Source organism: Prauserella cavernicola (genome assembly GCF_016595675.1).
In the GTDB taxonomy this organism is placed as follows: Bacteria; Actinomycetota; Actinomycetes; order Mycobacteriales; family Pseudonocardiaceae; genus Prauserella_A; species Prauserella_A cavernicola.
The window spans coordinates 596316-622761 of the sequence record NZ_JAENJH010000003.1 but is presented as its reverse complement, the minus strand read 5'-3'; the positions used below and the strand labels follow the sequence as shown (position 1 = coordinate 622761).

General features: G+C 70.7%; 32 protein-coding genes. 15 read left to right on the top strand and 17 right to left on the bottom strand.

What is annotated here, in order from left to right; genetic code table 11:
• Positions 1 to 21 precede the first annotated feature (21 nt).
• Positions 22 to 702, top strand: coding sequence for a GAF domain-containing protein (locus JHE00_RS16345; protein ID WP_200318908.1), 681 nt, complete (start codon positions 22 to 24; stop codon positions 700 to 702).
• Here JHE00_RS16345 and JHE00_RS16340 read toward each other — a convergent pair.
• Together JHE00_RS16340 and JHE00_RS16335 are read right to left on the bottom strand one after the other, a co-directional pair.
• Positions 681 to 1508, bottom strand: coding sequence for an ABC transporter permease (locus tag JHE00_RS16340; RefSeq protein ID WP_200318907.1), 828 nt, complete (start codon positions 1506 to 1508; stop codon positions 681 to 683). The genes JHE00_RS16345 and JHE00_RS16340 overlap by 22 nt on opposite strands.
• The gene (locus JHE00_RS16335; RefSeq protein ID WP_200318906.1) at positions 1505 to 2464 is read right to left on the bottom strand and encodes an ATP-binding cassette domain-containing protein; all 960 of its coding nucleotides are present in this window, start codon (positions 2462 to 2464) and stop codon (positions 1505 to 1507) included. Before JHE00_RS16335 ends, JHE00_RS16340 begins: the two co-directional genes overlap by 4 nt.
• Positions 2465 to 2533: 69 nt before the next feature.
• On the opposite strand from JHE00_RS16335, the gene JHE00_RS16330 reads away from it, so the two are divergent.
• On the top strand, positions 2534 to 3307 hold the full coding sequence (locus JHE00_RS16330; RefSeq protein ID WP_200318905.1) for a TetR/AcrR family transcriptional regulator: 774 nt from the start codon (positions 2534 to 2536) through the stop codon (positions 3305 to 3307).
• A 1-nt stretch (position 3308) separates the two neighbouring features.
• Here JHE00_RS16330 and JHE00_RS16325 read toward each other — a convergent pair whose 3' ends face one another.
• Together JHE00_RS16325 and JHE00_RS16320 are read right to left on the bottom strand one after the other, a co-directional pair.
• Positions 3309 to 3821, bottom strand: a complete 513-nt coding sequence (locus JHE00_RS16325; RefSeq protein ID WP_200318904.1) for a cupin domain-containing protein — start codon at positions 3819 to 3821, stop codon at positions 3309 to 3311.
• 35 nt (positions 3822 to 3856) lie between these two features.
• Positions 3857 to 4108: a hypothetical protein gene (locus JHE00_RS16320; protein ID WP_200318903.1), complete on the bottom strand. Its 252-nt coding sequence runs from the start codon at positions 4106 to 4108 to the stop codon at positions 3857 to 3859.
• A gap of 169 nt (positions 4109 to 4277) precedes the next feature.
• Here JHE00_RS16320 and JHE00_RS16315 point away from each other — a divergent pair, with 169 nt between their 5' ends.
• The 4 genes from JHE00_RS16315 to JHE00_RS16300 are packed head-to-tail and all read left to right on the top strand — an operon-like array spanning position 4278 to position 7805.
• A complete protein-coding gene (locus tag JHE00_RS16315; RefSeq protein WP_200318902.1) occupies positions 4278 to 5240 on the top strand; it encodes a branched-chain amino acid ABC transporter permease in 963 nt (320 codons plus the stop codon).
• A gap of 10 nt (positions 5241 to 5250) precedes the next feature.
• Positions 5251 to 6243, top strand: a complete 993-nt coding sequence (locus JHE00_RS16310; protein ID WP_200318901.1) for a branched-chain amino acid ABC transporter permease — start codon at positions 5251 to 5253, stop codon at positions 6241 to 6243.
• Positions 6233 to 7072 (top strand): ABC transporter ATP-binding protein, encoded by an 840-nt coding sequence (locus JHE00_RS16305; RefSeq protein WP_200318900.1) that lies wholly within the window; start codon positions 6233 to 6235, stop codon positions 7070 to 7072. The genes JHE00_RS16310 and JHE00_RS16305 overlap by 11 nt, the downstream gene beginning before the upstream one ends.
• The gene (locus tag JHE00_RS16300; RefSeq protein WP_200318899.1) at positions 7065 to 7805 is read left to right on the top strand and encodes an ABC transporter ATP-binding protein; all 741 of its coding nucleotides are present in this window, start codon (positions 7065 to 7067) and stop codon (positions 7803 to 7805) included. The genes JHE00_RS16305 and JHE00_RS16300 overlap by 8 nt, the downstream gene beginning before the upstream one ends.
• 91 nt (positions 7806 to 7896) lie before the next feature.
• On the opposite strand, the gene JHE00_RS16295 is transcribed toward JHE00_RS16300, so the two are convergent.
• A complete protein-coding gene (locus JHE00_RS16295) occupies positions 7897 to 9159 on the bottom strand; it encodes an ABC transporter substrate-binding protein (RefSeq protein ID WP_200318898.1) in 1263 nt (420 codons plus the stop codon).
• Between the two features lie 260 nt (positions 9160 to 9419).
• Here JHE00_RS16295 and JHE00_RS16290 point away from each other — a divergent pair, with 260 nt between their 5' ends.
• The 3 genes from JHE00_RS16290 (at position 9420) to bcp (ending at position 10849) form a co-directional block, all read left to right on the top strand.
• Positions 9420 to 9602, top strand: coding sequence for a hypothetical protein (locus JHE00_RS16290; RefSeq protein WP_200318897.1), 183 nt, complete (start codon positions 9420 to 9422; stop codon positions 9600 to 9602).
• A gap of 200 nt (positions 9603 to 9802) precedes the next feature.
• A complete protein-coding gene (locus JHE00_RS16285) occupies positions 9803 to 10339 on the top strand; it encodes a hypothetical protein (RefSeq protein ID WP_200318896.1) in 537 nt (178 codons plus the stop codon).
• Between the two features lie 30 nt (positions 10340 to 10369).
• The gene (gene bcp / locus JHE00_RS16280; protein ID WP_200318895.1) at positions 10370 to 10849 is read left to right on the top strand and encodes a thioredoxin-dependent thiol peroxidase; all 480 of its coding nucleotides are present in this window, start codon (positions 10370 to 10372) and stop codon (positions 10847 to 10849) included.
• Positions 10850 to 10863: 14 nt separating this feature from the next.
• On the opposite strand, the gene rdgB is transcribed toward bcp, so the two are convergent.
• A complete protein-coding gene (gene rdgB / locus JHE00_RS16275; RefSeq protein WP_200318894.1) occupies positions 10864 to 11475 on the bottom strand; it encodes an RdgB/HAM1 family non-canonical purine NTP pyrophosphatase in 612 nt (203 codons plus the stop codon).
• On the bottom strand, positions 11472 to 12251 hold the full coding sequence (gene rph, locus JHE00_RS16270) for a ribonuclease PH (protein WP_200318893.1): 780 nt from the start codon (positions 12249 to 12251) through the stop codon (positions 11472 to 11474). Before rph ends, rdgB begins: the two co-directional genes overlap by 4 nt.
• A 32-nt stretch (positions 12252 to 12283) precedes the next feature.
• Between rph and JHE00_RS16265 the strand changes: the two genes are divergently transcribed.
• On the top strand, positions 12284 to 13120 hold the full coding sequence (locus JHE00_RS16265) for a hypothetical protein (RefSeq protein ID WP_200318892.1): 837 nt from the start codon (positions 12284 to 12286) through the stop codon (positions 13118 to 13120).
• On the opposite strand, the gene JHE00_RS16260 is transcribed toward JHE00_RS16265, so the two are convergent.
• From JHE00_RS16260 to JHE00_RS16250, 3 genes are read right to left on the bottom strand one after another with little or no spacing between them, the layout of a single operon-like run.
• Positions 13108 to 13878, bottom strand: coding sequence for an MBL fold metallo-hydrolase (locus tag JHE00_RS16260; RefSeq protein WP_200318891.1), 771 nt, complete (start codon positions 13876 to 13878; stop codon positions 13108 to 13110). The genes JHE00_RS16265 and JHE00_RS16260 overlap by 13 nt on opposite strands.
• A gap of 40 nt (positions 13879 to 13918) precedes the next feature.
• Positions 13919 to 14710: a glutamate racemase gene (gene murI / locus JHE00_RS16255; RefSeq protein WP_200318890.1), complete on the bottom strand. Its 792-nt coding sequence runs from the start codon at positions 14708 to 14710 to the stop codon at positions 13919 to 13921.
• Positions 14707 to 15360 (bottom strand): rhomboid family intramembrane serine protease, encoded by a 654-nt coding sequence (locus tag JHE00_RS16250; RefSeq protein ID WP_200319346.1) that lies wholly within the window; start codon positions 15358 to 15360, stop codon positions 14707 to 14709. Before JHE00_RS16250 ends, murI begins: the two co-directional genes overlap by 4 nt.
• 295 nt (positions 15361 to 15655) lie before the next feature.
• Here JHE00_RS16250 and JHE00_RS16245 point away from each other — a divergent pair, with 295 nt between their 5' ends.
• Entirely contained in the window at positions 15656 to 16510 is an 855-nt protein-coding gene (locus tag JHE00_RS16245; RefSeq protein ID WP_200318889.1) for an arylamine N-acetyltransferase family protein, read from the top strand.
• On the opposite strand, the gene JHE00_RS16240 is transcribed toward JHE00_RS16245, so the two are convergent.
• The 6 genes from JHE00_RS16240 to clpS form a co-directional block, all read right to left on the bottom strand.
• On the bottom strand, positions 16495 to 17445 hold the full coding sequence (locus tag JHE00_RS16240) for a PLP-dependent cysteine synthase family protein (protein ID WP_200318888.1): 951 nt from the start codon (positions 17443 to 17445) through the stop codon (positions 16495 to 16497). The two genes, JHE00_RS16245 and JHE00_RS16240, sit on opposite strands and share 16 nt — an antisense overlap.
• A gap of 2 nt (positions 17446 to 17447) precedes the next feature.
• Positions 17448 to 17726: a MoaD/ThiS family protein gene (locus JHE00_RS16235; RefSeq protein WP_200318887.1), complete on the bottom strand. Its 279-nt coding sequence runs from the start codon at positions 17724 to 17726 to the stop codon at positions 17448 to 17450.
• 68 nt (positions 17727 to 17794) lie between these two features.
• Entirely contained in the window at positions 17795 to 18259 is a 465-nt protein-coding gene (locus JHE00_RS16230; protein ID WP_200318886.1) for a M67 family metallopeptidase, read from the bottom strand.
• 544 nt (positions 18260 to 18803) lie between these two features.
• Positions 18804 to 19817, bottom strand: a complete 1014-nt coding sequence (locus JHE00_RS16225; RefSeq protein WP_307831963.1) for a P1 family peptidase — start codon at positions 19815 to 19817, stop codon at positions 18804 to 18806.
• The gene (locus JHE00_RS16220; protein ID WP_200318884.1) at positions 19814 to 20371 is read right to left on the bottom strand and encodes a DUF2017 domain-containing protein; all 558 of its coding nucleotides are present in this window, start codon (positions 20369 to 20371) and stop codon (positions 19814 to 19816) included. Before JHE00_RS16220 ends, JHE00_RS16225 begins: the two co-directional genes overlap by 4 nt.
• On the bottom strand, positions 20368 to 20652 hold the full coding sequence (clpS, locus tag JHE00_RS16215) for an ATP-dependent Clp protease adapter ClpS (protein WP_200318883.1): 285 nt from the start codon (positions 20650 to 20652) through the stop codon (positions 20368 to 20370). The genes JHE00_RS16220 and clpS overlap by 4 nt, the downstream gene beginning before the upstream one ends.
• Positions 20653 to 20724: 72 nt before the next feature.
• Between clpS and JHE00_RS16210 the strand changes: the two genes are divergently transcribed.
• From JHE00_RS16210 to JHE00_RS16200, 3 genes are read left to right on the top strand one after another with little or no spacing between them, the layout of a single operon-like run.
• Entirely contained in the window at positions 20725 to 22017 is a 1293-nt protein-coding gene (locus JHE00_RS16210) for a nicotinate phosphoribosyltransferase (RefSeq protein ID WP_200318882.1), read from the top strand.
• A gap of 12 nt (positions 22018 to 22029) precedes the next feature.
• Positions 22030 to 22602: a nicotinamidase gene (locus JHE00_RS16205; protein WP_200318881.1), complete on the top strand. Its 573-nt coding sequence runs from the start codon at positions 22030 to 22032 to the stop codon at positions 22600 to 22602.
• Entirely contained in the window at positions 22599 to 23534 is a 936-nt protein-coding gene (locus tag JHE00_RS16200; protein WP_200318880.1) for a sugar kinase, read from the top strand. The genes JHE00_RS16205 and JHE00_RS16200 overlap by 4 nt, the downstream gene beginning before the upstream one ends.
• Positions 23535 to 23541: 7 nt before the next feature.
• Here JHE00_RS16200 and JHE00_RS16195 read toward each other — a convergent pair whose 3' ends face one another.
• A complete protein-coding gene (locus JHE00_RS16195) occupies positions 23542 to 24192 on the bottom strand; it encodes a choice-of-anchor P family protein (protein ID WP_230424189.1) in 651 nt (216 codons plus the stop codon).
• Between the two features lie 199 nt (positions 24193 to 24391).
• Between JHE00_RS16195 and JHE00_RS16190 the strand changes: the two genes are divergently transcribed.
• Complete coding sequence (locus tag JHE00_RS16190) at positions 24392 to 26443, top strand: ATP-dependent DNA helicase (protein ID WP_200318879.1); 2052 nt, start codon at positions 24392 to 24394, stop codon at positions 26441 to 26443.
• Positions 26444 to 26446 lie beyond the last annotated feature (3 nt).

Below are 26446 nucleotides of genomic sequence, written 5' to 3'. Positions count from 1 at the left end.
TTGCGGTGGTAGCTTCGCCGCATGGGCGCGGCAGAGCCGCTGGAGCGACACGACACCGGTAGCCGACTGCCCGCACCGCTGGCCGCGAGCCGAGCGGATCCGGTGAACCAGATCGGGCGCGCACACCAGGGACTCGTGGACGCGGAGATGCGGGCCAGCCGCAGGATGATCCTCCGGCGCTTCCGCCATCGCCTGTTCACCGATCCCGGCACGCTGGCTGCCGAGGACTTTCTCGCCGTGGCCGACCCCGCCGTCGTGCACACCGCCATCCTCTTCGCGGCGCAGGGCATCGGTGAGACCGGAACCTGCGACCTGCAGACCGTCGACCGTCAGACCGGGGAGCTGCATCTCGTGCGGCACCGCGGTTTCCCGCCCGGGTTCCTCGGCCACTTCGCGGTCGTCGGGCCCAAGACCCCGTCAGCCTGCGGGCTGGCGCTGGCCACCGGAGAACCGGTGTTCGTCGACGACGTCAGCACCAGCCCGGTCTTCGCCGACGACATGACCCGCGCGGTCGTACTCGCCGCGGGCACGCAGGCCGTGCAGTCCTACCCGCTGTGCGACGGCGACGGAACCGTTCTCGGGGTGCTGTCGCTGCACTACCCCGACGTCGGGCAACGCGATGGCCGGGACACCCTGGTGAAGTCGGCTGCCCTGGCCATCGCGCACACGCTGCCCGACGATCAGCGGCTCAGCTCGCGGTAGCCGCGGATCGCGAGCGGGCAGAACACCGCGGTCAGCGCCAGTGGCCACAGCACGGCCAGCAGCACCGGGTGCTCCGAGGGCCAGCTCTGCCCTCCCCAGCCGGGGTTGCCGAACAGCTCCCTGATGGCGGTGGCCGTGGCCGAGAGCGGATTCCACTCGGCCACCGCGGCGAGCCAGCCCGGCATCGTCGCGGGGGCGACGAACGCGCTCGACAGGAAACCCAGCGGCCACACGAGGATCTGCAACGCCATCACGGCCTCGGGGCTGCGCAGCACGAGCCCGAGGTAGATGCCGAGCCACAACATCGCCAGCCGCAGAAACAACAACAGCGCGAACGCGGCGAACGCGCCCGCGACGCCGTTGTGCCACTGCCAGCCCATCGCCAGGCCCGCGAGTACGAGCGCGGCGAGCGTCAGCACGGCACTGAGCAGGTCTGCCGTGCACCGGCCGAGCACTACCGCCGACGGCGCCATGGGCAGCGAACGGAACCGGTCGGTCACGCCGCGGGCGGCGTCGGTGCTGATCGCCGTGAACGTGGTCTCCACGCCGAACACCATCGTCAGCGCGAGCACGCCCGGCACCAGGAACTCGCGGTAGTCACCTCCGCCCGGCACGAACATGGCTCCACCGAACAGAAAGCCGAACATCAGCAGCACCATCACGGAGAACAGCAGACCCGCCACCAGCTGCAGCGGCTGGTTCCGCCAGTGCGTCAGGTCGCGCCGCGTGACGGTCCAGCCGTCGGCGAGCGCCCAGCGCAGCCGGGCGAGCGGGGTCCGCGGCGGTGCGGTGATCAGCGCGGTCATGCCACCACCTCCTGCTGGTCGCCGGTGAGGTGCAGGAACACCTCGTCGAGGGTGGGTCTGCGCAGTGCGACGTCCTCCGCCGTGATCCCGGCCGAACTCAGCGCGGGCACCAGCCGGCTCAACGCGGCCATCCGGTCGCGCACGGGCGCGCTGACGAGCCTGCGATCGGGGTCGGACTCCGGTTGCGCGCCCGCGATGTCCGCGAGCAGGGCCGCCGCGGTCGGCAGGTCGGCATCGCGGTGCAGGACCACGTCGATGCGGTCGGCGCCGATCCGGCGTTTCAGCTCCTCCGGTGCGCCCTCGGCGATCACCCTGCCGTGGTCGATCACCGAGATGCGGCCCGCGAGCTGATCGGCTTCCTCGAGATACTGCGTGGTGAGCACGACAGTGGTGCCCGCCGCCGTCAGCTCGCGCACCGCGGCCCACACTTCGTTGCGCGCCCGGGGATCGAGGCCCGTGGTCGGCTCGTCGAGAAACAGCACATACGGCGAGAGTATGAGCCCGGCCGCGAGGTCGAGGCGTCGGCGCATCCCGCCGGAGTACTGCTTCACCGGCTTGCTCCCGGTGTCGGCGAGCCGGAACCGCTCGAGCAGTTCGCCCGCCCGCGCACGGGCCGCCGAGGGCCGGAGGTGGTAGAGCCTGCCGAACAGCTCCAGGTTCTGACGGCCGCTCAGCATCTCGTCGACGGCGGCGTGCTGGCCGACGAGTCCGAGCCGGTACCTGGCCTGTTCGGCGTGGGCGACCACGTCGAACCCCGCCACGCTCGCCCGCCCGGAGTCGGGCCTCAGCAGCGTCGCGAGCACACGGACGGCGGTGGTCTTACCCGCGCCGTTGGGTCCGAGCAGACCGTGCACGGCGCCGGGCGCCACGGTCAGGTCGAAGCCGTCGAGCGCTACGGTCTCGCCGTATCGTTTGCGCAGGTTCTCGGCCACGACGGCCGGTTCCACGGAGGACATGCAAGCCCCTTCCAGAAACTCTATACAGCGTATAGCGATGAATGGAACGGGGACAATACTCTACGGCGTATGGAGTTTTCAACCGTGACCGTCTACGGCGGCAGTGGGGACCCGAAACGCAGCCTCGAGCTGCTCTGGGGCATCCAGGACAAACCCCGGCGCGGACCCAAGCCCCGGTTCACGATCGACGACGTCGCGCGGACCGCGATCGCCATCGCCGACGCCGACGGGCTCGCCGCCCTGTCGATGCGCAGGGTGGCCTCGGAGCTCGGCGTCACGGCGATGTCGCTCTACGGGTACGTGCCGAGCAAGGCGGAGCTGATCGACGTACTCGTCGACCGCGTGGTCGGCACCGTCGAGCTGCCCGAGCACGACGGCGACTGGCGGGCCCGCCTCGAACGCATCGCGCGCGCCAACTGGGAACTCAGCCTCCGGCACCCGTGGCTGCTCCAGGTGTCGGCCAGCAGGCCGGTGCTCGGCCCCAACATCGTCGCCAAGTACGACTACGACCTGCGCGCCGTCGACGGCATCGGGCTGAGCCACCTCGAGATGGACCTCGTGGTCACGCTCGTCGCCGACTACGTCAACGGCGCCGCGCGCAACGCGGTCGAGGCGGCGCAGGCCAGGGAACAGACCGGGACGACCGACGACCAGTGGTGGGAGGAGTTCGCCCCGCTGCTGGACACGGTCTTCGACGCGGAGAGGTACCCGACCGCCGCCGTCGTGGGAGCCGAGGCGGGGGCCGAGTACGGCGCCGCGTCGGACCCGGAGCGCGCCTTCGAGTTCGGTCTGGCCCGCGTGCTCGACGGCCTCGCCGTGTTGATCGAGAGCAAGCGGGACTGAGTCACAGCCCCGGCGGCAGCTCCAGCGCGGCGCCGGGCCGGGTGAGTTCGGTGATGCGCCGCGCGGCCGAGGGCCAGCCCGCCATTAGCGTGTCCCGCCCCCCGCCCTCGTACAGTCCACTGTGGAACCCGGGGGCCAGTGTGTTGCCGAAGAGCGCGAACGTGCCACCGGGGGCCAACGCGGCCCCGAACCAGTGGTTCGCGGGAACCGTGAGCTGAGGCCGTTCGGCACCGAGCACATCGGAGCCAAGCCTCGGCGTCGAGTGCGTGCCGTCGGGGTGCAGGATCAGCAGATCCACGGGATCGCCGGCGTAGAAGTGCCAGAGCTCATCCACGGCGAGGCGGTGCATGGCCGAGAACGAGTCGGGGTCGGCGGTGAACGCGGCGTAGGTCGCCGTGCCCGCGGGCACGGGATCGTCGTCACTGCGCCACGTCTGGACGAAGAGCCCGCCCTCGACGGGCAACGGGGCCAGCCCCAGTTTCGCGATCACGGCGTCGGCGTCGAGGTCGGTCATGGCCGCCATCCTCCGCCACGCGGCCCCGGTCCCGCTCAGCGGTCGCCGCGGTCGCGCGGGGCGGCCTCGCCGAAACTCGGCCCTGGGCCGCCTGGACTGCCGTTTCCCGCTCTGGCCTGGCCATCCGCGTGATCGTCGAGCTTGTCACCCAGCTCGATCAGCAATGCGGCGAACCGGTGCTGCCCCGGCACCGGGAGCGCGCCACGGCGCAGCGCATCGATCGCACCGGGAAGGTCCTCGCTCAGCTCCGCCAGCGCCGCCACCATCACCCGGGTCTGCTCGTCCATCGCAGATCACCTTCTCGAAATTCGGCCGAACGGCTCACCTACCCAGACAAACGGACCAGAACCCTGGGACGCTCCCGATCATGGGACTCGTAACAATCGCGCACGGCGATGTTCTTTTCGCGGGCCGCGCGAATACACTGAGCGTCCCAAGTTCGAGCCCGCACGTGAGGTGACTGTGCGTGTTCCGTTCGTGCTCGCAACAGCTTTGACCCAGGGCGACGCGGTTCCTCAGGGTCCGGGCTTTCTAGATCGTGCCCTGCAGGCGCTGGTCGACGGAATTCAGTTCGGCGCCATTATCGCCATCACCGCGGTGGGTCTTTCGCTGATTTTCGGCACCACTCATCTCATCAATTTCGCGCATGGTGAACTGGTGACCATCGGCGCGGTCATGGCCTTCTTTCTCAACGTGGGGGCCGGGGGACCCGGCTGGCACCTGATCCCCTCCGCCATCGTGGCGATCGTCATCGGCGCGCTGCTCGGGGGCCTGATCGAGCGAGGACTCTGGCGACCGTTGCGCAACCGCGGCACCGGCCTCATCAACCTGTTCATCATCACCATCGGGCTCTCCCTGCTGTTGCGCCACGTCGTGCTCGTGTTCTTCGGGACCCGGCCGCAGTCCTACCGCGAGTACGACATCCAGCAGGCGCTCGACCTCGGCCCCGTCGGCATCACGCCCCGCGACCTGATCATCGTGGTGCTGTCGGTGCTGGTGTTGCTCGGCGTCGCGTTCATGCTGCAGCGCACCCGCATCGGCACCGCGATCCGCGCGCTGTCGAGCAACCCCGACCTCGCGGAGGCCTCCGGCATCGACGTCGACCGCGTCGTGCTCGTGGTGTGGATGCTCGGCGGCGGGCTGGCCGCGCTGGGCGGGGTGTTCTTCGGGCTCACCGAGATCATCACGTGGGACATGGGATTCCGGCTGCTGTTGCTGATGTTCGCCGGCATCATCCTGGGCGGCCTCGGCTCGGCATACGGCGCGATGGTGGGCAGCTTCGTGATCGGCATCGTCGCGCAGATGTCGAGCCTGTGGTTCCCGGTCGACCTGCAGAACGCGTGGGCGCTGCTCGCGCTGATCGTCGTTCTGTTGATCCGCCCGCAGGGCATCCTCGGCCAGCGGGAACGCGTGGGCTAGGCGGTGCACAATGGACTGGTCAGTCATCCTCTCGGACGCGATCCGCTCGGGCATCGGCCCGGTCGCGGCCGTGTACGCGCTGGCCGCCATCGGCCTCAACCTGCATTTCGGCTACACCGGGCTGCTCAACTTCGGCCAGGTCGCGTTCATGCTCGTCGGCGCCTACGGCGTCGCAGCCTCCGTTTCGACGTACGGGCTTCCGCTGTGGGTAGGTGTCCTCATCGGACTCGGTTCGTCGGTGTTGCTGGCGCTGCTGCTCGGCCTGCCCACCTTGAGACTGCGCGCGGAGTATCTCGCCATCGCCACCATCGCGGCGGGCGAGATCCTGCGCCTGTTCTACCGCTCGAGCTGGGCGGAGCCGGTGACCGGCGGCGTGTTCGGCCTCCAGCGCTTCGCCACCGAGTTCTACGACATCAGCCCGATCCCCCGCGACACCTACGGGTTCTGGCTGGTCCGCTTCACCTCGCGCGACCTGTGGGCGCTCAGTGTCGCGTGGGCCGTGGTGCTGCTGGCCACCGCGCTGATCGCGTTGCTCGTGCACAGCCCGTGGGGCCGGGTGATCCGGTCGATCCGGGAGGACGAGGACGCCGTGCGCAGCCTCGGCAAGAGCGTCTACGCGTACAAGATGCAGAGCCTGGTGCTGGGCGGTGTGCTCGGCTCGATGGCGGGGATGATGCTCGCCATCCAGAACCAGTCGGTGAACCCCGACAGCTACGACCCGGTGGTGACGTTCTTCCTGTACACGATCCTCGTGCTGGGCGGCGCGGGACGAGTGTTCGGTCCGATCGTGGGTTCGATCCTGTTCTGGGCGCTGCTCACGTTCTTCGACAGCGCGCTGCGCGAGGCGATCGCAGCGGGCTACATCTCGCCGGACGTCATCAGCGCGCCCGAGGTGGGGGCCGTGCGCTTCGCGCTCGTGGGGCTCGGCCTGATGCTGCTCATGATCTTCCGGCCACAGGGCCTGCTCGGCAGCAGGAAGGAGATGCTGCTCGATGCGCGCTGAACTCGCGAAACTCAGCTTCGAACCAGGGGTGGCCAAGCCCGACCCGCTCCTCGTCGTCGACGGCGTCACCAGGGCTTTCGGCGGGCTCGTCGCCGTGCACGTCGAGCACCTGGAGATCGAGCGCGGCGCGATCACCGCGCTGATCGGCCCCAACGGTGCCGGCAAGAGCACGCTGTTCAACGTCGTGAGCGGCTTCGACCGCGCCGACTCCGGCAGCTGGACCTTCGACGGCGCGCCGGTGACGGGCCGCTCCGCCCACCGCGTCGCCCGCAGGGGACTCGTGCGCACGTTCCAGCTCACCAAGACGCTCAGCAGGCTCTCGGTGCTGGAGAACATGCTGCTCGCCGCCAACGGACAACGCGGTGAGCGGCTCGGCCTCGCGCTGCTGCCGCCGGTGTGGCTGCGGCAGGAACGCGAGATCAAGCGGCGCGCCGACGAGCTGCTCGACCGGTTCCGCCTTTCGCGCATGCGCGACGAGTACGCGGGAACGCTCTCCGGCGGCCAGCGCAAGCTGCTCGAGATGGCGAGGGCACTGATGGTGCGGCCGACGATGGTGATGCTCGACGAGCCGATGGCGGGCGTGAACCCAGCGCTGACGCAGTCGCTGCTCTCGCACATCACCGATCTGCGCGACGAGGGCATGACCGTGTGCTTCGTCGAGCACGACATGGACGTGGTGATGGGCATCAGCGACTGGGTGGTGTGCATGGCCGAGGGCGAGGTGGTGGCGGAGGGGCCGCCGCACGCCGTCGCGAAAAACCCGGCCGTGATCGACGCCTACCTGGGAAAGCAGCACGACGAACCGGGAACGGAGCCCGACCATGAGTGAGCAGGACGAACAGGCGTTGCTGGTGGCCGAGCGGGTGTTCGCGGGATACGTGCCCGGGGTCGACGTGCTGTGCGGCTGCGGGCTGCTGCTCGGGCCCCGCGAGCTGGTCGGCGTGATCGGACCCAATGGGGCCGGCAAGTCGACGCTGGTGAAGGCCATCTTCGGGCTGCTGCGCATCCGGTCGGGAATGGTGACGTTCAAGGGCAAGGACGTCACCAACCTGCCCGCGCACACGCTGGTCTCGCGCGGCATCGGCTACGTGCCGCAGCGGCAGAACGTGTTCCCGACGCTGACCGTCGAGGAGAACCTGCGGATGGGCACGTACCTGCGGCCCAAGGAGTTCTCGCGCCGGGTGGCGACGGTGGAGGAACTGTTCCCGGTGCTGGCACAGCGCAGGGCCCAGAAGGCCAACTCGATGTCGGGCGGGGAACGGCAGATGCTCGGCATGGGGCGGGCGCTGATGATGGAGCCCGAGGTGCTGTTGCTCGACGAGCCCTCGGCCGGGCTGTCCCCGCGCTTCCAGGACCAGGTGTTCGAGCGCGTCAAGGAGATCAACGCCTCGGGCGTGGCGATCCTGATGGTGGAACAGAACGCGCGCCGGTGCCTGCAGATCTGCCACCGCGGCTACGTGCTCGACCAGGGCGGCAACGCCTACACGGGCACGGGCACAGAACTCCTGCACGACGACAAGGTGATCGAGCTTTACCTGGGCACCCTGGCCCGCGCCCGCTGAGCCCGCGCCCGCTGAGCCGACTGCGGTGAAGGGCACCTTTACCGCGTTGAACGCAGTAAAGGTGCCCTTCACCGCATGTGGGGAGTGCGCGTCAGCCCGAGCCCTTGCTCACCTCGGTGCGCACGGTTTTCAGCGTTCCGGTCTGGTCGTAGGTGTAGACCTCGATCGTCGCCTGCCCCGGTTCACCCTGTTCGATGAAGTCGAGGGGCCCGCTCACGCCGTCGTAGTCGATGTTCGAACCCTGGTCGATCAGGTTCTTGCACTGCTGGAACGACGTGCACTTCTCGCCGTCCTTGGTCACGCCGTTCATCTCGGGCGCGAAGTCGGCGGGATCGGTGGAGTTCGCCTGCTCGGCGGCCAGCGCGATGGTGTTCACGCAGTCGTACACCTGAGGCGCGAACTGCAGCTCCGTCAGATCGGGCGCGAACTGCTTGAGCTGCGACACGAACTGCTGGTTCTCCGCCGACGCGGGCGCCGTGCCCTTCATCCCGTTGATCACCGCGGGGTCGTCCGGCGACACCAGGGTGGCCAGCTCTTCGCTGCGCAGACCGTCCGCACCGTAGACCCCGACCTGCCTCGGGCCGACGCCCGACTCGATCATGGACTGCAGGATCTGCGTGCCCTCCTCGAACGCGATCACGGCGACCGCGTCGGGGTTGGAGTTGCGGACCTGCTGCACGAGCTGCTGGAAGTTGGTGGCCTCGGGATCGTAGGTCTCGTCGAGCACCACCCGCGCTCCCGCGGACTCCAGCTCCTGCTTCGTGGACTGCATCAGCCCTCGCCCGTAGTCGTCGGCGCGGGCGATCATGGCGACACGGTTGTGTCCGTCCTCCCTGATCACCTTGGACAGCACCGGCCCCTGGAGTGAGTCGCTCGGCGCCGTGCGGAAGTAGAAACCACCGTCCTCGTAGTCGGTGAACGTGGGCGCCGTGTTGGAGCCCGAGCACTGGACCACACCGGAACCGGTGATGTTGTCGACGATGGCCAGCGACATACCCGACGCCGCCGCCCCGATGACCGCGTCCACGTCCGCCGAGAGCACCCGGTCGGCCGACTGCACCGCCACGGCCTCCTGGCCGCCCTCGTCGGAGCCGGTGAGCTCGGGGATGTCCTGCCCGAGCACCCCACCGGCCTTGTTGATGTTGCTGACCGCGAATTTGGCCGCCTGGATCTGCGGCGGCCCGAGGTAGGCGAGCTGCCCCGTCTCCGGGAGGACGTAGCCGAGTTTGAGAGTGCCCCCGCCTCCGTCTCCGCCGCCCTCCCCGCCGTCGCCGTCGCCGCTGCTGCAGGCGGTCGCCACCAAGGCCGTCACGCTGAGACAGACGGCGGCCCGCCACAAGATCGACGTTCGCATACTGGAGCTCCCGTCATCCGAGAATGATGGGCGGCAGACCGGCGACACCAACCGGGCAGGGCTGCCCGGAGGACGGGGCCAGTCCCGCCCTGGTTGTCATACGGACTCGTAGTGCGAAGCGAGAAAAGCCTAGAACCCCGCGCATCGTCCGGTGAACGATGAATGTCCGATTGATATGTCGCCTTGACAGTCTCGTCAGGCACGATATACGTGGAGTAGCGCCCGGGACACGGGACGCGAGCGCGGGCGGAGGTGGCTGGATGTCGGAGCGCAACCCGTTGCGCTGGCCCGGCCGCTGGGCCGACTGGTTCGAAATGCGCGGCGTCTACGTCCCCGGCGAGGACAACCGCGTCGTCGACCCGTGGCGGGACTGGGGCTGGCTGATGGTGGCCTGGCTCGCCGGGCTCGCGATGTTCATCCTCTTCTTCGCCCTGGCCGCCTGAGGCCGCGCTGAGCGTGATCGCGCTCACTGGCGGTGCAGCATCGGTCACGGCCAGGACACGGCCTTACACCAGCTCCGCCTCAACCCCGCGATCCCAGTGGCAGCAGGCCCGGCTCATCGTCAGAGTGGATCTGGGCGGCGTTCTACCGCCGCCGAACGGAGTAATTGCCCACCGCGATCGGAGCAGGAGGAGCGGCAGTCGTGCGAAAGCCGAGGCCCGTGCTGGCCCTGTGCGCACTGTTCGTGGCAACCTCCTGCGCCGCGCCCGCGGCGGGGCACGACTCGGACCCGGTCACCTCCGCAGCGCCCGTGATCGAGCGCAGGGACGCGTCGGACGCCGACCGGTCCGTCGTCGGCTTCGGCACCGACTTCCGCTTCGAGTCCGGTCTCGTGGTGACGGTGTCCGGGCCGAAAATCTTCCGGCCGAGCGACTCGGCCTATCCCAGGGCCGGGCGCGCCGCCGCGTTCGGGGTCGTGGTCTACAACGAGACCGGCCAGCCCTACCGGCTCTCCAGCCTGTCGGTCAGCGCACTCGCGAGCGAGCGGCCCACCAAGCAGGTGGTGGACCCGACGCAGGGTTACACCGGAATCGCCGACGCCGACCGCGACATCCCGCCCGGCGAGATCGTGCGGCTGCAGATCGCGTTCGTCGTGCCCGACCAGCCCTCGACGGTGCACCTGAACGTGCGGCCCGACACCTCCACACCGACCAGGGCCGTGTACGGCGGCTCCGTGTAGGTGAGCCGCCTCGCCGGATACGCTTTCGCCATGACCGAGCAGAAGCGGCTTGCCACCGGCGACCAGGCACCTGACTTCACCCTCCCCGACAGCGAGGGCAACAAGGTCTCGCTGTCGGACTTCCGGGGCAGGTCGGTCGTCGTGTACTTCTACCCCGCCGCGAGCACCCCGGGGTGCACCAAGCAGGCGTGCGACTTCAGGGACAACCTCGCCGAGCTGAACGACGCCGGTTACCAGGTGCTCGGCGTCTCCCCCGACAAGCAGGAGAAGCTCGCCACGTTCGTGGGCAATGAGGAGCTGACCTTCCCGCTGCTGTCGGACCCCGAGAAGACGGTGCTCACCGAGTGGGGCGCGTTCGGGGAGAAGAAGAACTACGGCCGCGTCGTGCAGGGAGTCATCCGCTCGACGTTCGTCATCGACCCCGAGGGCACGATCGTCAAGGCGCTCTACAACGTGCGCGCGACGGGCCACGTCGCCAAGCTCATGAGGGACCTGAACCTGGCTTCGTGACCCGGCGCGCGGGCTCAGACCTGAGTCAGGTTCCGCACGTGCGGCAGTAGCGCGCGCAGTGCGCGGCCCCGGTGGGAGGTGGAGTCCTTCTCCGCCGGGGCCAGCTCCGCCGACGTCCGCTGCTCGCCCTCGGGCACGAAGATCGGGTCGTAGCCGAAACCGTTGGCGCCACGGGGTTCGCGGATGATCGTGCCGCGCCACTCGCCGCGCACCACCGCCTCCTCGCGGTCGGGTACCACGAGCGCGGCGGCGCACACGAACGCGGCGCCCCTGCGCTCGTCGGGGGTGTCGCGCAGCTGCGCGAGCACCAGCCGCAGGTTCGCCTCGTCGGCGCCGTGCTCGCCCGCCCAGCGGGCCGACAGCACGCCGGGCATCCCGTTCAGCGCGTCGACCGAGAGGCCGGAGTCGTCGGCCACCGCGGGCAGGCCGGTGGCCATGGCCGCGTCGTGAGCCTTGGCCAGCGCGTTCTCCTCGAACGTCGCCGCCGTCTCCGGCGCCTCGGGGAACTCGTCCACATCGGACAGGCCGAGCACCTCGATCTCCCCGAGTCCGCGTTTGAGCAGAATCCGGCGGAGCTCCTCCAGTTTCTTGCCGTTGCGCGTCGCGAGCAGGAGCCTCGTGCTCACTTGGAGCCCTTCGATTTCTTGCCGGGCGTGGGCTCGGGCAGTTCACCCGGGTACGGCGCCGCGAGGGCCTCGGCCTGCTTGCGCGCCAGCTCGGCGCAACCGCCGAGGGCGAGGTCCATCATCTTGTCCAGAGTGGACCGTGTGAACGTAGCCCCCTCACCGGTGCCCTGCACCTCGATGAGCGTGCCCACGTCGGTGGCCACGACGTTCATGTCCACCTCGGCGCGCGAGTCCTCCTCGTAGGGCAGGTCGAGGCGCACCCTGCCGTCGACCACGCCGACGCTCACGGCCGACACGGCGGCCGACAGCGGCTTGGGGTCGGCGAGCCTGCCGGCCGCGCCGAGCCAGGTGATGGCGTCGGCCAGCGCCACGTAGGCGCCTGTGATGGCGGCCGTGCGGGTGCCCCCGTCGGCCTGGATCACGTCGCAGTCGAGCTGGATCGTGTTCTCACCCAGCGCCGAGAGGTCGATGCACGAACGCAGCGAGCGGCCGACGAGCCTGCTGATCTCGTGGGTGCGGCCGCCGACCCGCCCCTTGACGGACTCGCGGTCACTGCGCGTGTGCGTCGCTGAGGGCAGCATCGAGTACTCGGCGGTGACCCAGCCGAGACCCGAGCCCGCCCGCCATCGCGGCACACCCTCGGTGACGCTGGCCGCGCACAGCACCCTGGTGCCGCCGAACTCGATGAGCACCGAGCCTGCCGGCCACTGCTGGAAACCGCGGGTGATCCGAACCTCGCGGAGCTGGTCGTCGTTCCTGCCGTCTTTTCGCACCACGAGGGCAGAGCCTAGTGCTAACGTGCCGTCGCATGCGCGCCGCCGTCGTGGGCACCGTCGCCCTCGTGCTGACCCTGCTGACGTCCGTGGCCGCTCCCTCGGCCTCCGCCCAGTCCCGTGACCCGCTCGGCTGCGCGACCACACTGGACTGTTCGCTCGCCGAGATCGACGCCATGACCATGCCCGATCGGCTGGAGTTCCTGCGCGCGATGTCGGAGGGGCCCGCGGCGGACATCGTCGGAGGCCACGCGCCCAGGTGGGGCAACATCGAGGGGATCATCGCCTTCTTCGCCGCGCACGAGATGGGCGCCTCCGGCACGTGGGTGTCCTACGTCGACGCCGGCATCCTCGAGGGCATCGAGCGCGGGATCGCGATCGCCTCCGGCCGCGGCACCGACACCTTCGGCAACCCCGGCTCGCTGTCGTGGGCGAGCTACCTGCAGCGGCTGCGCGACGGCGAGCTCGAGAGCAGGTCGGCCCACGACCGCGCGTGGAGCGAGGCCGAACAGGCGGCGACCGATCACGGCGTGTTCGTGGCCGAGCAGGTGAACGGCATCGCGCCGTCGGCCGTGGAGCAGCGCTTCTTCGCCTACTCCGAGTTCTACCGGTGGGCGTTGCGCACGCGCCCCGCCCTGCTCGACGTGGTCTCCCCCGGCGTGCGGCCCGGCGAGACGGTGCAGCTCACGTTCGTCGACTGGTTCACCGACGTGACCAACCCGGTGCCAGCCCGCAAGGGAGCCGACCTGGCGCTCGATCTCGCCGAGTTCGACCTCGCGGGCGGGCCGGTCAGCGGCCTCCTGCTGCTGCACGCCTACGCGATCCACCTGGCGCCGGACTACCTGGCGGCGGCCAGGGCTCACACGTCGTAGGTCGCGCCCTGCTCGACGAGCTCGGCCGGCCCCGCGAACTCCTCGCGGGCCTCGGCGAGGATCGCGGCGGCATCGCTCCACGGCGCGACGTGGGTGAGCAACAGCCGCGTCGCCCCGGCACCGGCGGCCAGCCGACCCGCCTGCCTGCCGGACAGGTGCAGGCCCACCGGCCGGTCGGGCGAGTCGGTCCACGACGCCTCCGACAGCAGCACGTCGGCGTCGGCGGCCAGCGCGCCGAGCGCCTCGCACGGCCCGGTGTCGCCCGTGTAGGCGAGGGTGGTGCCACCGTGGGAGATCCGCAGGCCGAACGCCGTGGTCGGGTGCTCCACCGGCAACGCCGTCACCTCGAACGGGCCGATGCGCACCGGCGCGGTGGACAGGGGGTGGAAGTCGAAGACGTCGGTGAGGTCGGTGTTCCTGCGCTCCTGTTCGTGCGGGGCGTAGGCGTTGGCCAGCCTCGCGGGCGCCTCCACCGGGGCGTAGACCGCGAGCCGCTGCGCGGTGACGTCGTGGGGCGGCGCCGGGTGGTAGCGGCGCAGCACGGTGAGCGCGCTGAAGTCCGCGCAGTGATCGGGGTGCAGGTGTGACAGGACCAGAGCGCCGAGCTCGAACGGGTCGCGCACCGTCTGCATCCGCGCGAGCGTGCCGTTGCCGAGCTCCAGCCCGAGCACGAAGCCCTCGGCCTCCACCAGGTAGCCCGAGGCGGCCGCGTCCGGGCCGGGGATGCTGCCGGAACAGCCCAGGATGGTCAGTCGCACGACCGCCACCCTGCCACGCGGGGACGCGGCACGCCCAGGGTCACGTGGCGGCGAGCACTCCCGGCCGAAACCCCATGAACCGGGCGGCCAGCTTCGCGAACGGCTCAGCGGGGCCCGTCGCGATGAACTCGTGGCGAGGCTGTTCGTGCTCCGCGAGCAGATCCAGCTCGGTGAGCACGCGCACGACGTCCTTCGCCGTCTCCTCCGCACTCGACACCAGTGTCACGTCGGGACCCATCACGATCTGCAGGACGCCGGTGAGCAGCGGGTAGTGCGTGCAGCCGAGGATCAGCGTGTCCACATCGGCCCTGGCCAGCGGCGCGAGGTAGCCCTGAGCGAGGCCGAGCACCTGCCTGCCCGAGGTGACGCCGCGCTCGACGAAGTCGACGAAACGCGGGCACGCCACGCTCGAGAGCCGGATCCCCTTCGCCGCGGCGAAAGCGTCGTCGTAGGCACGCGAACGCACCGTGCCCTCGGTGCCGATCAGTCCGATGTGCCCGGTGTGCGTGGCCGCGGCCGCCCTGCGCACCGCGGGCAGCACGACCTCGATCACCGGGATGTCGTAGCGCTCGCGCGCGTCACGCAGGCACGCGGCCGACGCCGTGTTGCACGCGATCACCAGCGCCTTGACGCCGTCGGCGACGAGCCCGTCCAGCGCGGCCAGCGCGAGTTCACGCGCTCGGGCGATGGGCAGTGGGCCGTACGGGGCGTGGCGGGTGTCTCCGAGGTAGCGCAGGCTCTCGCCGGGCAGCTGGTCGGCGATGGCGCGAGCGACGGTCAACCCGCCGACGCCGGAATCGAAGATCCCGATCGGGGCCTCGGCGTGACTCACACGCCGAGAGTACCTGTGGGTCCCTGCGTCCCCTTCGACTTGCCCGCGCGGGAGCGGTCGGACTTGGCGACGACCCACGCGGCCAGCACACCGCCGAGTGCACCGAAGAGGTGTCCCTGCCAGGAGATTCCCGGGTTGCCGGGCAGCACGCCCCACAACATCCCGCCCCAGACGAACAACAGCACCGCGGCGACGGCCAACTGCCCGAAACTGCGGTTGAACAGACCTCGCACCAGCAGGAACGCGAGCCAGCCGAACGCGAGACCCGACGCGCCCACCGTGACGACGTTCGGCGGAGCCGTGAGCCACACCCCGAGCCCGCCGACGATCCAGATCGTGGCCGTCACGGCGATCCACTGCCCGATGCCGCCCGCCATCGCCAGGAACGCGAACACGAGCACCGGAACCGTGTTGGCGAACAGATGGCTCCAGCCGTCGTGCAGCAACGGCGCCCACGCGACGCCGTCGAGACCGGACAGCGAGCGCGCCCTGATCCCTCCACCGTCGAGGTCGGCGGGCAGTATCACGTCGAGCAGCTCGACCAGATACAGCAACGCCGTGAACGACAGCGCGACGATGCCTGCCGCCAGTGGCTTGGGCGGCAGGATGCGGGCGCCCGGCTTCTTCTGCGTGCCCTGTCCGGAAGTCATGGGCTGCGGCTGCGTGCTCACCTTGTCAGGCTACGTCCGATTCGCGTGGGCGACCTCGGTGGAAAACCCTGAGATCCGCCTCACCCGGACGAGCCGCGCGCATGTCCGGTTCGTCCGGACGGCCACCACCGCGGTCCACGGCCGGATTGGCGGGTAGGACGCCCCTGAACAGCGGCAGCGGACGATGTCGGCGACACCTGCTCGGTGTTCCCGCGCCACCGGCGACAGGCCGTCGTCGCTCCCACAGCGTGAAAAGCTGCGGCGAGGCTGGCGCGGGAGCCGATAGGTTCTGCTCGTGACCGAGTTCGACGTGTCCGCCTACCTCTCCCGACTTGGCTTCCTCGACCCCGAGCCGCCCAGCGCGGGCGCGCTACGCCGGCTGCACATCGCACACGTCGAGTGCGTGCCGTACGAGACGCTGGAGATCCAGCTGGGCCGGGTCACCTCGCTCGACCCCGCCGAGTCGGCGCGCCGCATCATCTCCGGCAGGGGCGGCTACTGCTTCCACCTCAACGGCGCCTTCTCCGCGCTGCTGCAGGCACTCGGCTACCAGGTCACCCTCCATCGCGGCGGCACGCAGATGACGGCCGAGGACACGCCGGAGATCTCGCTGAACCACCTCGCGCTGACCGTCGAGGGCCTGCCTGGCGACCCCGAGACGGCGTGGTTCGTCGACGTCGGCCTCGGCGACGGGCTGCACGCGCCGCTGCCGCTGCGCGCGGGCACCTACCGGCAGGGGCCCTTCGAGTACGGACTCCGGCCCTCCGAGATCGCGCCCGGCGGCTGGAGCATGGCCCACGACCCGACGGGCAGCTTCGTCACCATGGACTTCGCGCCGGAGCCCGCCGCGATGAGCGACTTCGCGAACAACCACGAGAAGCTGTCCACCTCACCCGAATCAGGGTTCGTGCGGACCTGCACCATGCAGCGGCGGGACAAGCGCGGCGTCGACATTCTGCGCGCGCTCACGCTCAGCAGGGTGCCCGAACCGGGCAAGACCCTGCTGGAGACCGAACGGGAGTGGTGGTCGGCGGTGTCCGACCTCTTCGGGATCTCGCCAGCGGGGTTCAGCGCCGAGGAGCGCGCCCGGCTGTGGCGAACGGTTGTCGCCCAGCACGAGGCACACCTGGCGGCTCAGGCCCAGAGCTGACCGTCGAGTCGCTCGGCGGCCTCGTCGAGCGACCCGCTGTAGGCGCCGGTGGAGAGGTACTTCCACCCGGCGTCGGCGACCACGAACGCGACATCGGCCTTCTCGCCCTTGGCCAGCGCCTTCTCGGCGATGCCCATCGCCGCGTGCAGCACGGCGCCGGTGGAGATCCCGGCGAAGATGCCCTCGTTCTCCAGCAGCTCACGCGTGCGTCGCAACGCGTCGTAGGCGCCCACCGAGTAGCGGCCGGACAGCACGTCGGGGTCGTAGAGCTCGGGCACGAACCCCTCGTCGAGGTTGCGCAGGCCGTAGACCAGCTCGCCGTAGCGCGGCTCCGCCGCGACGATCTGCACGTCCGGCTTGTGCTCGCGCATGTACCGGCCGACGCCCACCAGCGTGCCGGTGGTGCCAAGCCCGCCGACGAAGTGCGTCAGGGTCGGCAGGTCCTTGAGCAGCTCAGGACCGGTGCCCGAGTAGTGCGCGTCGGCGTTGGCCGGGTTGCCGTACTGGTAGAGCATGACCCAGTCCGGGTTGGTCTTGGCCAGCTCCTTCGCGCGGCGAACGGCCTCGTTGGAGCCACCCGCGGCGGGCGAGTACACGATGCGCGCGCCGTAGGCCTGCAGCAGCTGCTTGCGCTCCGCCGACGTGTTCTCCGGCATCACGCAGACCAGACCGTAGCCCTTGAGCTTGGCGGCCATGGCCAGCGAGATTCCCGTGTTGCCCGAGGTCGGCTCCAGGATGGTGGAGCCCCGGCGCAGCAACCCGTCCCGCTCGGCGGCCTCGATCATGGCCAGCGCGGGCCGGTCCTTGATCGAGCCGGTGGGATTGCGGTCCTCGAGCTTGGCCCACAGCCGGACGTCGTCCGACGGGGACAGCCTCGGCAACCCCACCAGCGGGGTGCCGCCGAGCGCGTCGAGCAGTGACTCGTAACGAGCCATGGTCAGCGCGCGCCGCCGGCGACCGCGGGAAGGATCGTCACGGTGTCGCCGTCCTTGACCTCGGCCTCGAGCCCGCCCGAGAAGCGCACGTCCTCGTCGTTGACGTAGACGTTGACGAAACGGTGCAGCTTCTCGTCCTTGACCAGGCGAGCCTTCAGGCCGCCGTGCTTGGCCTCGATGTCGTCGATCAGCTCGAGCACCGTCTTGCCGGACGCCTCGACGGACTTCTCGCCGCCGGTGTGCGTACGCAGGATGGTCGGGATGGACACGGTCACGGCCATGGGTTACCTCCGCAAGTGGTTATGACAGGACTGACGTTCACGGTGACGGGGAAATTCCCGCCTGTGAGCTAGGCGTCGGGTAAGTCGTCGCTACCGGTGTTGGCGAACATGTACGACTCGACGACCTCGACCGGCTCCTCCGTGACGACCCCGTCGACGATGCGGTAGGAACGGAACTCGTGCTCGTCGGCGTCCCTGGTGGACACGAGCACGTAGTGCGCGAATGGCTCCTGGGCCAGCTTGATGTCCGTGCGCGAGGGGTACGCCTCGGTCGCTGTGTGCGAGTGATAGATCACGACGGGTGTCTCGTCGTTGGCGTCCATCTCGCGGTACAGCTTGAGCAGGTCGCCCGAGTCGAACTCGTAGAACGTCGGCGAGCGAGCCGCGTTCACCATCGGGATGAACCGTTCGGGGCGGTCGCTGCCGTCGTCGGGACCGGCGATCACGCCACACGCCTCGTCGGGGTGGTCCCGGCGGGCGTGCGCGACGATCGCGTCCACGAGGTCACGGCGGATCCGAAGCACGGTCGTCATCTTACGGGCTGAGCCCCGGCCGTTCACACCGTGAGACGCCCCACGCCAACCCCGAGAGCCGGCGCCAGAGCCCGCGAGTCCCCCGCTCCTGCGCGCGAGTCCCCCGTCCGGGACCACGAGTTCCCCGCTCCGGGTGTCGAATGGCCCGCTGGGTAAGCGCTGAAGCGACGGGAGGTCGCGCACCGCGTGCGCCAGCTCCAACCCGAGTCGACGGATCGCAGCCACCCGGCGCCCGGCGCCTGCCGTGCCGCTGACTGCACCACTCGCGGTCTGGAGCGCACAACCCACGCGCCGGAGCGCACGACTCACGGTCGGCAGTGCACGACACGCGAGCCGGAGCGGGGCTTTCGGCGTCACCGGCCTCACCGGTCTGCGGGGCTCACCCGACTGAACGGGGGACTCGCGAGCTTGAGCGGGGGACTCGCGAGCTTGAGCGGGGGACTCGCACGCCCGAGCGGGCAACTCGCACGCCCGAGCGGGCAACTCGCACGCCCGAGCGGGGGACTCGCGGGCCGGGGCGCGGGGCTTGCGGGGCCCGGCCGCGTCAGGCCGGGTGGGTTTCCGGCCAGACGTCCCGGTACGCCGGGAGGCCAGGGACCGCGGTCGCCGCGAGCAGGCCGTGCACCATCGCCCTGGCGAAGACCCTCGCCGCCGCGGCGCACAGCGCGTCGAGCGCCACCATGCGGCTTGCCTCGCCGATCCGCCCCGGCGCGCTCGGCACCTCCCGCTTGCCCGTGGCCAGCGCGAACACGGTGTCGCCGTCGAACATCGTGTGCGCAGGCCGCACCGCCCGCGCCAGGCCGTCCTGGCCCGCGACCGCGAGCCTGCGGCACTCCGCCTTCGACAGCGCGGCGTCCACCGCGACCACACCGATGGTCGTGTTGAGGTCCTTCGCCGCCGAAGCGACGTCACCGGGCCGCCCCGGCCAGCGCGCGATGCCGAACTCGCCGCCGGTCTCGTGGTCCGCCGCGAACGGCTCCCCCGTGTCCAGCCGCACGGCCTCGCCGGAGGCGTTCACCACCGCGAGCGCGCCGACGACGAACCCGTCGACGACCTCGCTCGCCGTGCCGACACCGCCCTTGAGCGAGCCGACCTGCGCGCCGGCCCCCGCTCCGACGGTGCCCTGCGCGACGGCTCCACCTGCGGCGGCCTCGCACGCGGCGTAGCCGAACGAGGCGTCGGGCCGGTTGCCCCAGTCGCCGCGCGGCAGGTCGAAGATCACCGCTCCGGGCACGATCGGCACGACCTGGTGCGGCTCGGTACCCACCGGGAAGCCACGTCCACGCTCACCGAGCCAGCGAGTGACACCGTCGGCGGCCGCGAGGCCATAGGCGCTGCCGCCGGACAGGCACACGGCGTTGACGCGCTGGACGAGGTTCTCGGGTTCGAGCAGGTTGGTCTCGCGCGTTCCGGGCGCGCCGCCCCGCTGGTCGACGGCGGCCACGGCCTCGTCGGGCGCCAGTACCACCGTGGTGCCGGTGGCCCAGCCGTCGCCGACGCGCTGGTGGTGCCCGACGAGCACGCCGGGCACGTCCGTGATGGCGCCGCCGGGGTTCACTCGGTGAGCGCCTGGACGAGGCTCTCCTGCACCCACGTCAGCCAGTGGTAGACGCCGAGGTGCGGTGCCCTGGGGTCCTCTTCGGGCAGCTCGTCCGGCATCTCGTCGTTGATGTCGAGCGCGGTGCCCAGCGCGAGCCGGACGTCGTTGAGCGCCGAGAGCCAGGCGTCGGCCTGTTCGTAGGTCAGCCGGATGTCGCCGCCGTCGGGCGGCAGGGTGTCCATGACGACCGCGGCGACGCCGACCTTGGCGTCGAGCACCTCGGGCTCGTGCAGCGAGCGCAGCGCGGCGACCGAGTCGAGGTCCTCCGTCGAAGGGTTGTCGGGGTCGAGCTTGTGGAAGTCGGGCAGCAGCCGCGACAGCACCGGGTCGTTCGGGCTCTCCGACGGGCCCGTCTTGATGCCGGTGAGCTCGGCCAGCTCGTCCTGCGGCGCCTCCTCCGCACGGGCGCGCAGCATGTCGTCCACCTGGCTGACCAGTCCGCGCAGCACTGCGGCTTCCTGCTGTTCGAAGCCGGCGAGCACCTTGCCGCCCTTGCGGCGCCAGCCCCTCACGGCTGCTCCATCGTGGCCCAGAGGCCTGCCGCGTGGAGCTTCGCGACGTCGCCCTCGACCTTTTCCTTGGCGCCGGAGGTCACCGTGGCTTTTCCCTTGTGGTGCACGTCGAGCATGAGCTTGGTGGCGTGATCCCTGCTGTACCCGAATAGCTTCTGGAAAACGTACGTCACGTACGACATCAGGTTGACGGGGTCGTTCCAGACGACGGTCTGCCACGGTCTGCCCGCGGCACCGGAGTCAGCTCCGAGTGTCTCTTCGGCCTCGACAGGCGTGGTCATGGCTCCATGTTGTCACGCCTCGAAGGGGCGGTGCGGCACCGGTCTGGCCGTTCGGGTGAATAGTCTTCCCGTATGGCCGAACAGACCGGCACCAGCACTGCGCTGCTGACCGACCACTACGAACTGACCATGCTGGGCAGTGCCCTCGCCGACGGCACGGGCAAACGGGACTGCGTGTTCGAGGTCTTCGCCCGCAGGCTCCCCTCCGGCCGCAGGTACGGCGTCATCGCCGGTACGGCCAGGGTCATCGACGCGATCGCGGACTTCCGGTTCACCGACGCGGAGATCGCCCAGTTGGAGGCCACCGCGGTGGTGGATGACGACACGCTCGCGTGGCTCGCGGACTACGAGTTCTCGGGCGAGGTCGACGGCTACCCGGAGGGCGAGCTGTACTTCCCCGGTTCGCCGATCCTCACCGTGCGCGGCTCGTTCGCCGAGTGCGTGGTGCTGGAGACGCTCGCGCTGTCGATCCTGAACCACGACAGCGCCGTGGCCTCGGCGGCGGCGCGGATGTCGGGCGCGGCGCACGGCAGGCCGATCATCGAGATGGGCGGGCGGCGCACCCACGAACTGGCCGCCGTCGCGGCCGCGCGCGCCGCGTACCTCGCCGGCTTCGCCACGACGTCGAACCTGGAGGCCGGGCGCCGCTACGGGATTCCGACGCGCGGCACCGTCGCGCACGCGTTCATGCTGCTGCACGACACCGAAGAGGCGGCGTTTCGCGCGCAGATCGAGAAGATGGGCGTGGACACGACGTTGCTCGTGGACACCTACGACATCACCGCGGGCATCGAGACCGCCGTACGGGTGGCGGGTTCGGAGCTCGGCGCCATCCGCATCGACTCCGGTGACGTGGGCGTACTCGCCCGCAAGGCGAGGGAACAGCTGGACTCACTCGGAGCCAAGGACACCCGGATCGTGGTGTCCGGCGACCTCGACGAGCACGCCATCGCCGCGCTGCGCGCCGAGCCCGTCGACGCGTACGGGGTGGGAACGTCGGTGGTGACCGGTTCGGGCGCCCCGACGGCGGGAATGGTCTACAAGCTGGTCGAGGTCGACGGCAAGCCGGTGGCGAAACGCAGTGAGCACAAGGCTTCCCGCGGGGGCCGCAAGTCCGCGCTGCGCAGGTACAAGCCCACGGGGACGGCGCTGGAGGAGGTCGTCTACCCGGCCACGCGGGCGCCGGAGCCCGGCCAGTACGACCGCGAGCTGATCGTCCCACTGATGCGTGCTGGACAACCGGTGGACGATCTGCCCACCCTTGAGGACGGAAGGCAACGGCTGCGGCGCGCGCTGGTCAGCCTGCCGTGGGAGGGACTCAAGCTCTCCGGCGGCGACCCGGCCATCCCGACGACCTTCACCTAGGAGGAGACCGGCATGACGACCGCGCTGATCGTGGTGGACGTGCAGAACGACTTCTGCGAGGGCGGCGCGCTCGCGGTGAGCGGCGGCGCCGCCGTGGCGGAGGCGATCTCGCGGCACGTGCGCGAGCACGGCTACGCGCACGTGGTGGCCACGAGGGACTACCACATCGATCCCGGAGGGCACTTCAGCGACGAGCCCGACTTCGTGCGTTCGTGGCCCCGGCACTGCGTGGCGGGCACGGCGGGCGCGGGCTTCCACCCGCACCTCGACGTCGGCCCGATCACCGCGGTGTTCTCCAAGGGGCACTACAGCGACGGCTACTCCGGCTTCGAAGGCAGCAGCGAGCACGGCGAGCTGCTGACCGACTGGTTGCGGCAGCGGGCCGTGGCCACGGTGGAGGTCGTGGGCATCGCGGCCGATCACTGTGTGCGGGCGACGGCGCTCGACGCGGCGAAGGAGGGCTTCGCGGTGAGGGTGCTCGCCGACCTCACCGCGGGCGTCTCACAGTCCACAGTGGATAACGCTGTCGTCGAGCTGAAGGCCGCCGGCGTCGAGATCGCCGGAAGCCCGCGGGTCGCTTCGTGACGGTGCCCGGTCTGCTGACCTTCGGCGAGACGCTCGCCGCGTTCGGCACCGCCGAGGGCAAGCTGCGGCACGCGAGCACCGTCGACGTCGGGCTCGCTGGTTCGGAGTCCACGGTCGCCATCGGGGTGGCCAGGCTCGGCGTCGAGGCCGCCTGGGCGGGCAGGGTCGGCGCCGACGAGCCGGGTGCGCTCGTGCTGGCTCGTCTGCGCGAGGAGGGCGTCGACACGTCGGCGGCCGTCACCGACCACGAGGCGCCGACAGGCCTGGCGCTCAAGGACTTCCGCTCGCGGGACTCTCCGCGCGTGGCCTACTACCGGCACGGCAGCGCGGGTTCGCGGTTGTGCCCCGAGGACGTGTGCGAGGACCGGATCGCCGCGGCGGGTGTGCTGCACCTGACCGGCATCACGCCCGCGCTCTCCGGCACGGCGGCGAAGGCGGTGCTGGCCGCGGTCGAGGTGGCCAACGACGAGGACGTTCCGGTGTCGTTCGATCTCGGCTACCGGCAGGCGCTGTGGTCGCCGCAGGACGCGCGCGAGACCCTGCTGGATCTGGTGACGAGGGCCGACATCGTGTTCGCGCGCGACGACGAGGCCCGGCTGCTCGGGTTCGACGGAACTCCGGAGGAATTGGCGTCGAGCCTGTCGTCGCTGGGTCCCGAGGAGGTGGTCGTGCGGCTCGGGCCGCGAGGCGCGGTCGCCGAGCTGCACGGATCACGCTACGACGTCCCGTCCTACCCTATCCGCGCCATCGACTCCGACGGCGCGGACGACGCGTTCGTGGCCGGCTACCTCGCGGACTTCCTCACCGAGGCGCCGCCGGAGCGGCGCGTGCGCACGGCGGCGGCATGCCGGGCGCTGGCGCTGTCGGTGGAGGGCGACTGGGAGGGCCTGCCCGACCGGGAGGAGCTGACCCAGCTCCCCCGGCCGCGCTGACCGCGGTTCAGCCGCCGTAGGGGTCGCAGCTGGCCGTGCCGACGTAGAGGTCGCCGCTGGCAGGGCCGCCTTCCGGGAACAGCTTGAGGTGCAGGGCGTTCGTCGTGAGGCTGCCGTCGGGCGGGGTGGGCGCGGTGAGCTCGTTGAGCACGATCTCGGCCAGCGGCGGGTCACCCGCGTCGTTGCCGGGGACCAGGATGCTGTGGTTCGGCGGGATGCTCTCGGGCAGCGTGAAGCCGGAGACACCGCCGAGCTCGACGTAGCCGCTGCTGCCGTTCTCGGTGGTGCTGCACTCGGCAGAGAACGAGCGGACGCGGATCGTGGGGCCGCCGAACTGCTTGAGCAGGTCGGTCTCGAACCGCTGGCCGTCGGCCCTGGCCGTGGAGACGCCGTCGTCGCCGCGTTCGCAGGTGCTGGCGCCCCTGCCGAACTCGGTCTTGCTGCCGATGTCGACGCCGCGGGTGTTGGCCTCGGTGGGGCCCGCCACGTCGCACTCGGCGATGGGCTCCGCCTGCGCGGGAACGCCTCCGACCACGAGGTCGGCCGCTCCGAGCGAGGCCGACGCGGTGGACAGGGTCTGTGCGTTCGCCTGCGCGGGCACCGCGAGCACGCCGGTCGCCAGCACGGCCACCACCGCCGCCTTGTTGATCTTCACCATGCGCCGTTCCTCCCGAGATCGCGGACTGATCCGCCCTCGACATCGGCGCCCTCACCCGCTCTCGTGACCCTCGTCCGGGGACACCACCCGCACGTGTGACCACGGTGGCCGGCGCGACGGCTCCGTTCGCGGCACGACGCGGGCCCGCCGGGCCGACCGTGCCCGATCCTGACGGTGGGGACCGGTAACGTCTGTTCTCGTGCCCGGCGACGTTTCCACCCTCCCCAGCGTCCGCGACCTCCTCGCCCACGCCGTCGAGGCCGTGGGCGGAGCAGAGCGCGAGGGCCAGGTTCAGATGGCGGAGGCCGTCGACAAGTCCATCCGCACGGGTGAGCACCTGGCCGTGCAGGCGGGCACCGGCACCGGAAAGTCATTGGCCTACCTCGTGCCCGCGATCCGGCACGCGGTGGAGACCGAGGCGACGGTCGTGGTCTCCACGGCCACCATCGCGCTGCAGCGCCAGCTCGTCGACCGCGACCTGCCCCGGCTCGCCAGGGCGCTGAAGAAGCCGCTCGGCAGGGAACCCACGTTCGCGATCCTCAAGGGCAGGCGCAACTACCTGTGCCTGCACCGCGTGCACACCGGCGCGCCGGAGGAGCCCGAGGACGCGGGCCTGTTCGACCCGTTCGCCGTCTCCCGCATCGGCAGGGAGGTCAAGCGCCTGCACGAATGGTCGTCCGACACCGAGACCGGCGACCGCGACGAACTCGTACCCGGCGTCATGGAACAGGCGTGGCGGCAGGTGTCGGTCACCGCGCGCGAGTGCCTCGGCGTCGCGCGCTGTCCCGTCGGCACCGACTGCTTCGCCGAGCGCGCGCGGGGTGAGGCGGGCAGGGCGGACGTCGTGGTCACCAACCACGCACTGCTGGCCATCGACGCGCTGCAGGAGTACCAGGTCCTGCCCGAGCACGAACTCGTGATCATCGACGAGGCGCACGAGCTGGTCGACCGCGTCACGTCCGTGGCCACCTCGGAACTCACCACGTCGATGATCTCCGCGGCCACGCGCCGCTGCGGCAGGCTCATCGACGCCGACATCGCCGACCGGCTGCTGGAGGCGGGCGACGGCCTCGCACTGGTGCTCGACGACCTGCCCTCGGGCCGGATGGACACGTTGCCGACGCCGCTGGGCGGCGCGGTGACCGTGGTCCGCGACGCCGCGCACGCGTGTCTCACCGCGCTGGGCTCCGAACGCAAGGAGGACGTGGAGGAGGCGACCGCGCGCAAGCTCGCCCGGTCCCTGCTCGACGAGGTGCACGACACGTCGGTGCGCCTGCTCGACGCGTTCGACGAGGACCAGGCGCACCGGCCCGACGTCGTCTGGCTCTCCAACAACCAGTACTCGTCCTCGCCCCGCCCTCCCGCGCTGCACGTCGCTCCGCTGTCGGTGGGCGGGTTGTTGCGGGAGCGGGTGTTCAAGCGCAGCACCACGGTGCTGACCTCGGCCACGCTGGCGCTCGGCGGAGCGTTCGACACGCTCGCGCGGCAGTGGGGCCTGCCTCCCTCACCCAAACCGACGGTCAAGAGCGAGGGCACCGCCACGGACAAGCCCGCGCCGGCCGACAACGACGGTCCACGGTGGAGCGGACTGGACGTCGGCTCGCCGTTCGACTACCGCAAGCACGGCATCCTCTACGTCGCCAAGCAGCTGCCGCCGCCCGGGCGCGACGGGCTCGCCGAGCGCACGCTCGACGAGATCGCCGAGCTGATCGACGCGGCAGGAGGCCGGACGCTCGGGTTGTTCTCGTCGATGCGCGCGGCCAAGCAGGCCACCGAGGAACTGCGCGACCGCGTGCGGCACCCGATCCTGTGCCAGGGCGACGACTCGACGTCGCTGCTGGTCGGCAAGTTCGCCGACGACGAGCGCACGTGCCTGTTCGGCACGCTCTCGCTGTGGCAGGGCGTGGACGTTCCGGGGCCGGCGCTGCAGCTGGTGATCATCGACCGGCTGCCGTTCCCCCGGCCCGACGATCCGGTGTCGTCGGCGCGTCAGCGCGCCATCGAGGCCCGTGGCGGCAACGGATTCCTCACGGTGGCGGCCACGCACGCGGCGCTGCTGCTGGCGCAGGGCACGGGACGGCTGCACCGGTCCGTGTCGGACAAGGGCGTGGTCGCCGTGCTGGACTCGCGGCTCGCCACCGCGCGCTACGGCGGCTTCCTGCGCGCCTCACTGCCACCGCTGTGGCCGACCCAGGACCCGAAGGTCGCCAGGGATGCCTTGCGCAGGCTCGACGCCGCCGCCCAGTCCTGACCG

Excerpts from the sequence above, each read along its gene's own strand:
- JHE00_RS16345 (WP_200318908.1), top strand. The coding sequence starts at position 22 with ATGGGCGCGGCAGAGCCGCTGGAGCGACACGACACCGGTAGCCGACTG.
- JHE00_RS16340 (WP_200318907.1), bottom strand. The coding sequence starts at position 1,508 with ATGACCGCGCTGATCACCGCACCGCCGCGGACCCCGCTCGCCCGGCTG.
- JHE00_RS16335 (WP_200318906.1), bottom strand. The coding sequence starts at position 2,464 with ATGTCCTCCGTGGAACCGGCCGTCGTGGCCGAGAACCTGCGCAAACGA.
- JHE00_RS16330 (WP_200318905.1), top strand. The coding sequence starts at position 2,534 with ATGGAGTTTTCAACCGTGACCGTCTACGGCGGCAGTGGGGACCCGAAA.
- JHE00_RS16325 (WP_200318904.1), bottom strand. The coding sequence starts at position 3,821 with ATGACCGACCTCGACGCCGACGCCGTGATCGCGAAACTGGGGCTGGCC.
- JHE00_RS16320 (WP_200318903.1), bottom strand. The coding sequence starts at position 4,108 with ATGGACGAGCAGACCCGGGTGATGGTGGCGGCGCTGGCGGAGCTGAGC.
- JHE00_RS16310 (WP_200318901.1), top strand. The coding sequence starts at position 5,251 with ATGGACTGGTCAGTCATCCTCTCGGACGCGATCCGCTCGGGCATCGGC.
- JHE00_RS16305 (WP_200318900.1), top strand. The coding sequence starts at position 6,233 with ATGCGCGCTGAACTCGCGAAACTCAGCTTCGAACCAGGGGTGGCCAAG.
- JHE00_RS16300 (WP_200318899.1), top strand. The coding sequence starts at position 7,065 with ATGAGTGAGCAGGACGAACAGGCGTTGCTGGTGGCCGAGCGGGTGTTC.
- JHE00_RS16295 (WP_200318898.1), bottom strand. The coding sequence starts at position 9,159 with ATGCGAACGTCGATCTTGTGGCGGGCCGCCGTCTGTCTCAGCGTGACG.
- JHE00_RS16290 (WP_200318897.1), top strand. The coding sequence starts at position 9,420 with ATGTCGGAGCGCAACCCGTTGCGCTGGCCCGGCCGCTGGGCCGACTGG.
- bcp (WP_200318895.1), top strand. The coding sequence starts at position 10,370 with ATGACCGAGCAGAAGCGGCTTGCCACCGGCGACCAGGCACCTGACTTC.
- JHE00_RS16265 (WP_200318892.1), top strand. The coding sequence starts at position 12,284 with ATGCGCGCCGCCGTCGTGGGCACCGTCGCCCTCGTGCTGACCCTGCTG.
- JHE00_RS16250 (WP_200319346.1), bottom strand. The coding sequence starts at position 15,360 with ATGACTTCCGGACAGGGCACGCAGAAGAAGCCGGGCGCCCGCATCCTG.
- JHE00_RS16240 (WP_200318888.1), bottom strand. The coding sequence starts at position 17,445 with ATGGCTCGTTACGAGTCACTGCTCGACGCGCTCGGCGGCACCCCGCTG.
- JHE00_RS16235 (WP_200318887.1), bottom strand. The coding sequence starts at position 17,726 with ATGGCCGTGACCGTGTCCATCCCGACCATCCTGCGTACGCACACCGGC.
- JHE00_RS16230 (WP_200318886.1), bottom strand. The coding sequence starts at position 18,259 with ATGACGACCGTGCTTCGGATCCGCCGTGACCTCGTGGACGCGATCGTC.
- clpS (WP_200318883.1), bottom strand. The coding sequence starts at position 20,652 with ATGACCACGCCTGTCGAGGCCGAAGAGACACTCGGAGCTGACTCCGGT.
- JHE00_RS16210 (WP_200318882.1), top strand. The coding sequence starts at position 20,725 with ATGGCCGAACAGACCGGCACCAGCACTGCGCTGCTGACCGACCACTAC.
- JHE00_RS16205 (WP_200318881.1), top strand. The coding sequence starts at position 22,030 with ATGACGACCGCGCTGATCGTGGTGGACGTGCAGAACGACTTCTGCGAG.
- JHE00_RS16195 (WP_230424189.1), bottom strand. The coding sequence starts at position 24,192 with ATGGTGAAGATCAACAAGGCGGCGGTGGTGGCCGTGCTGGCGACCGGC.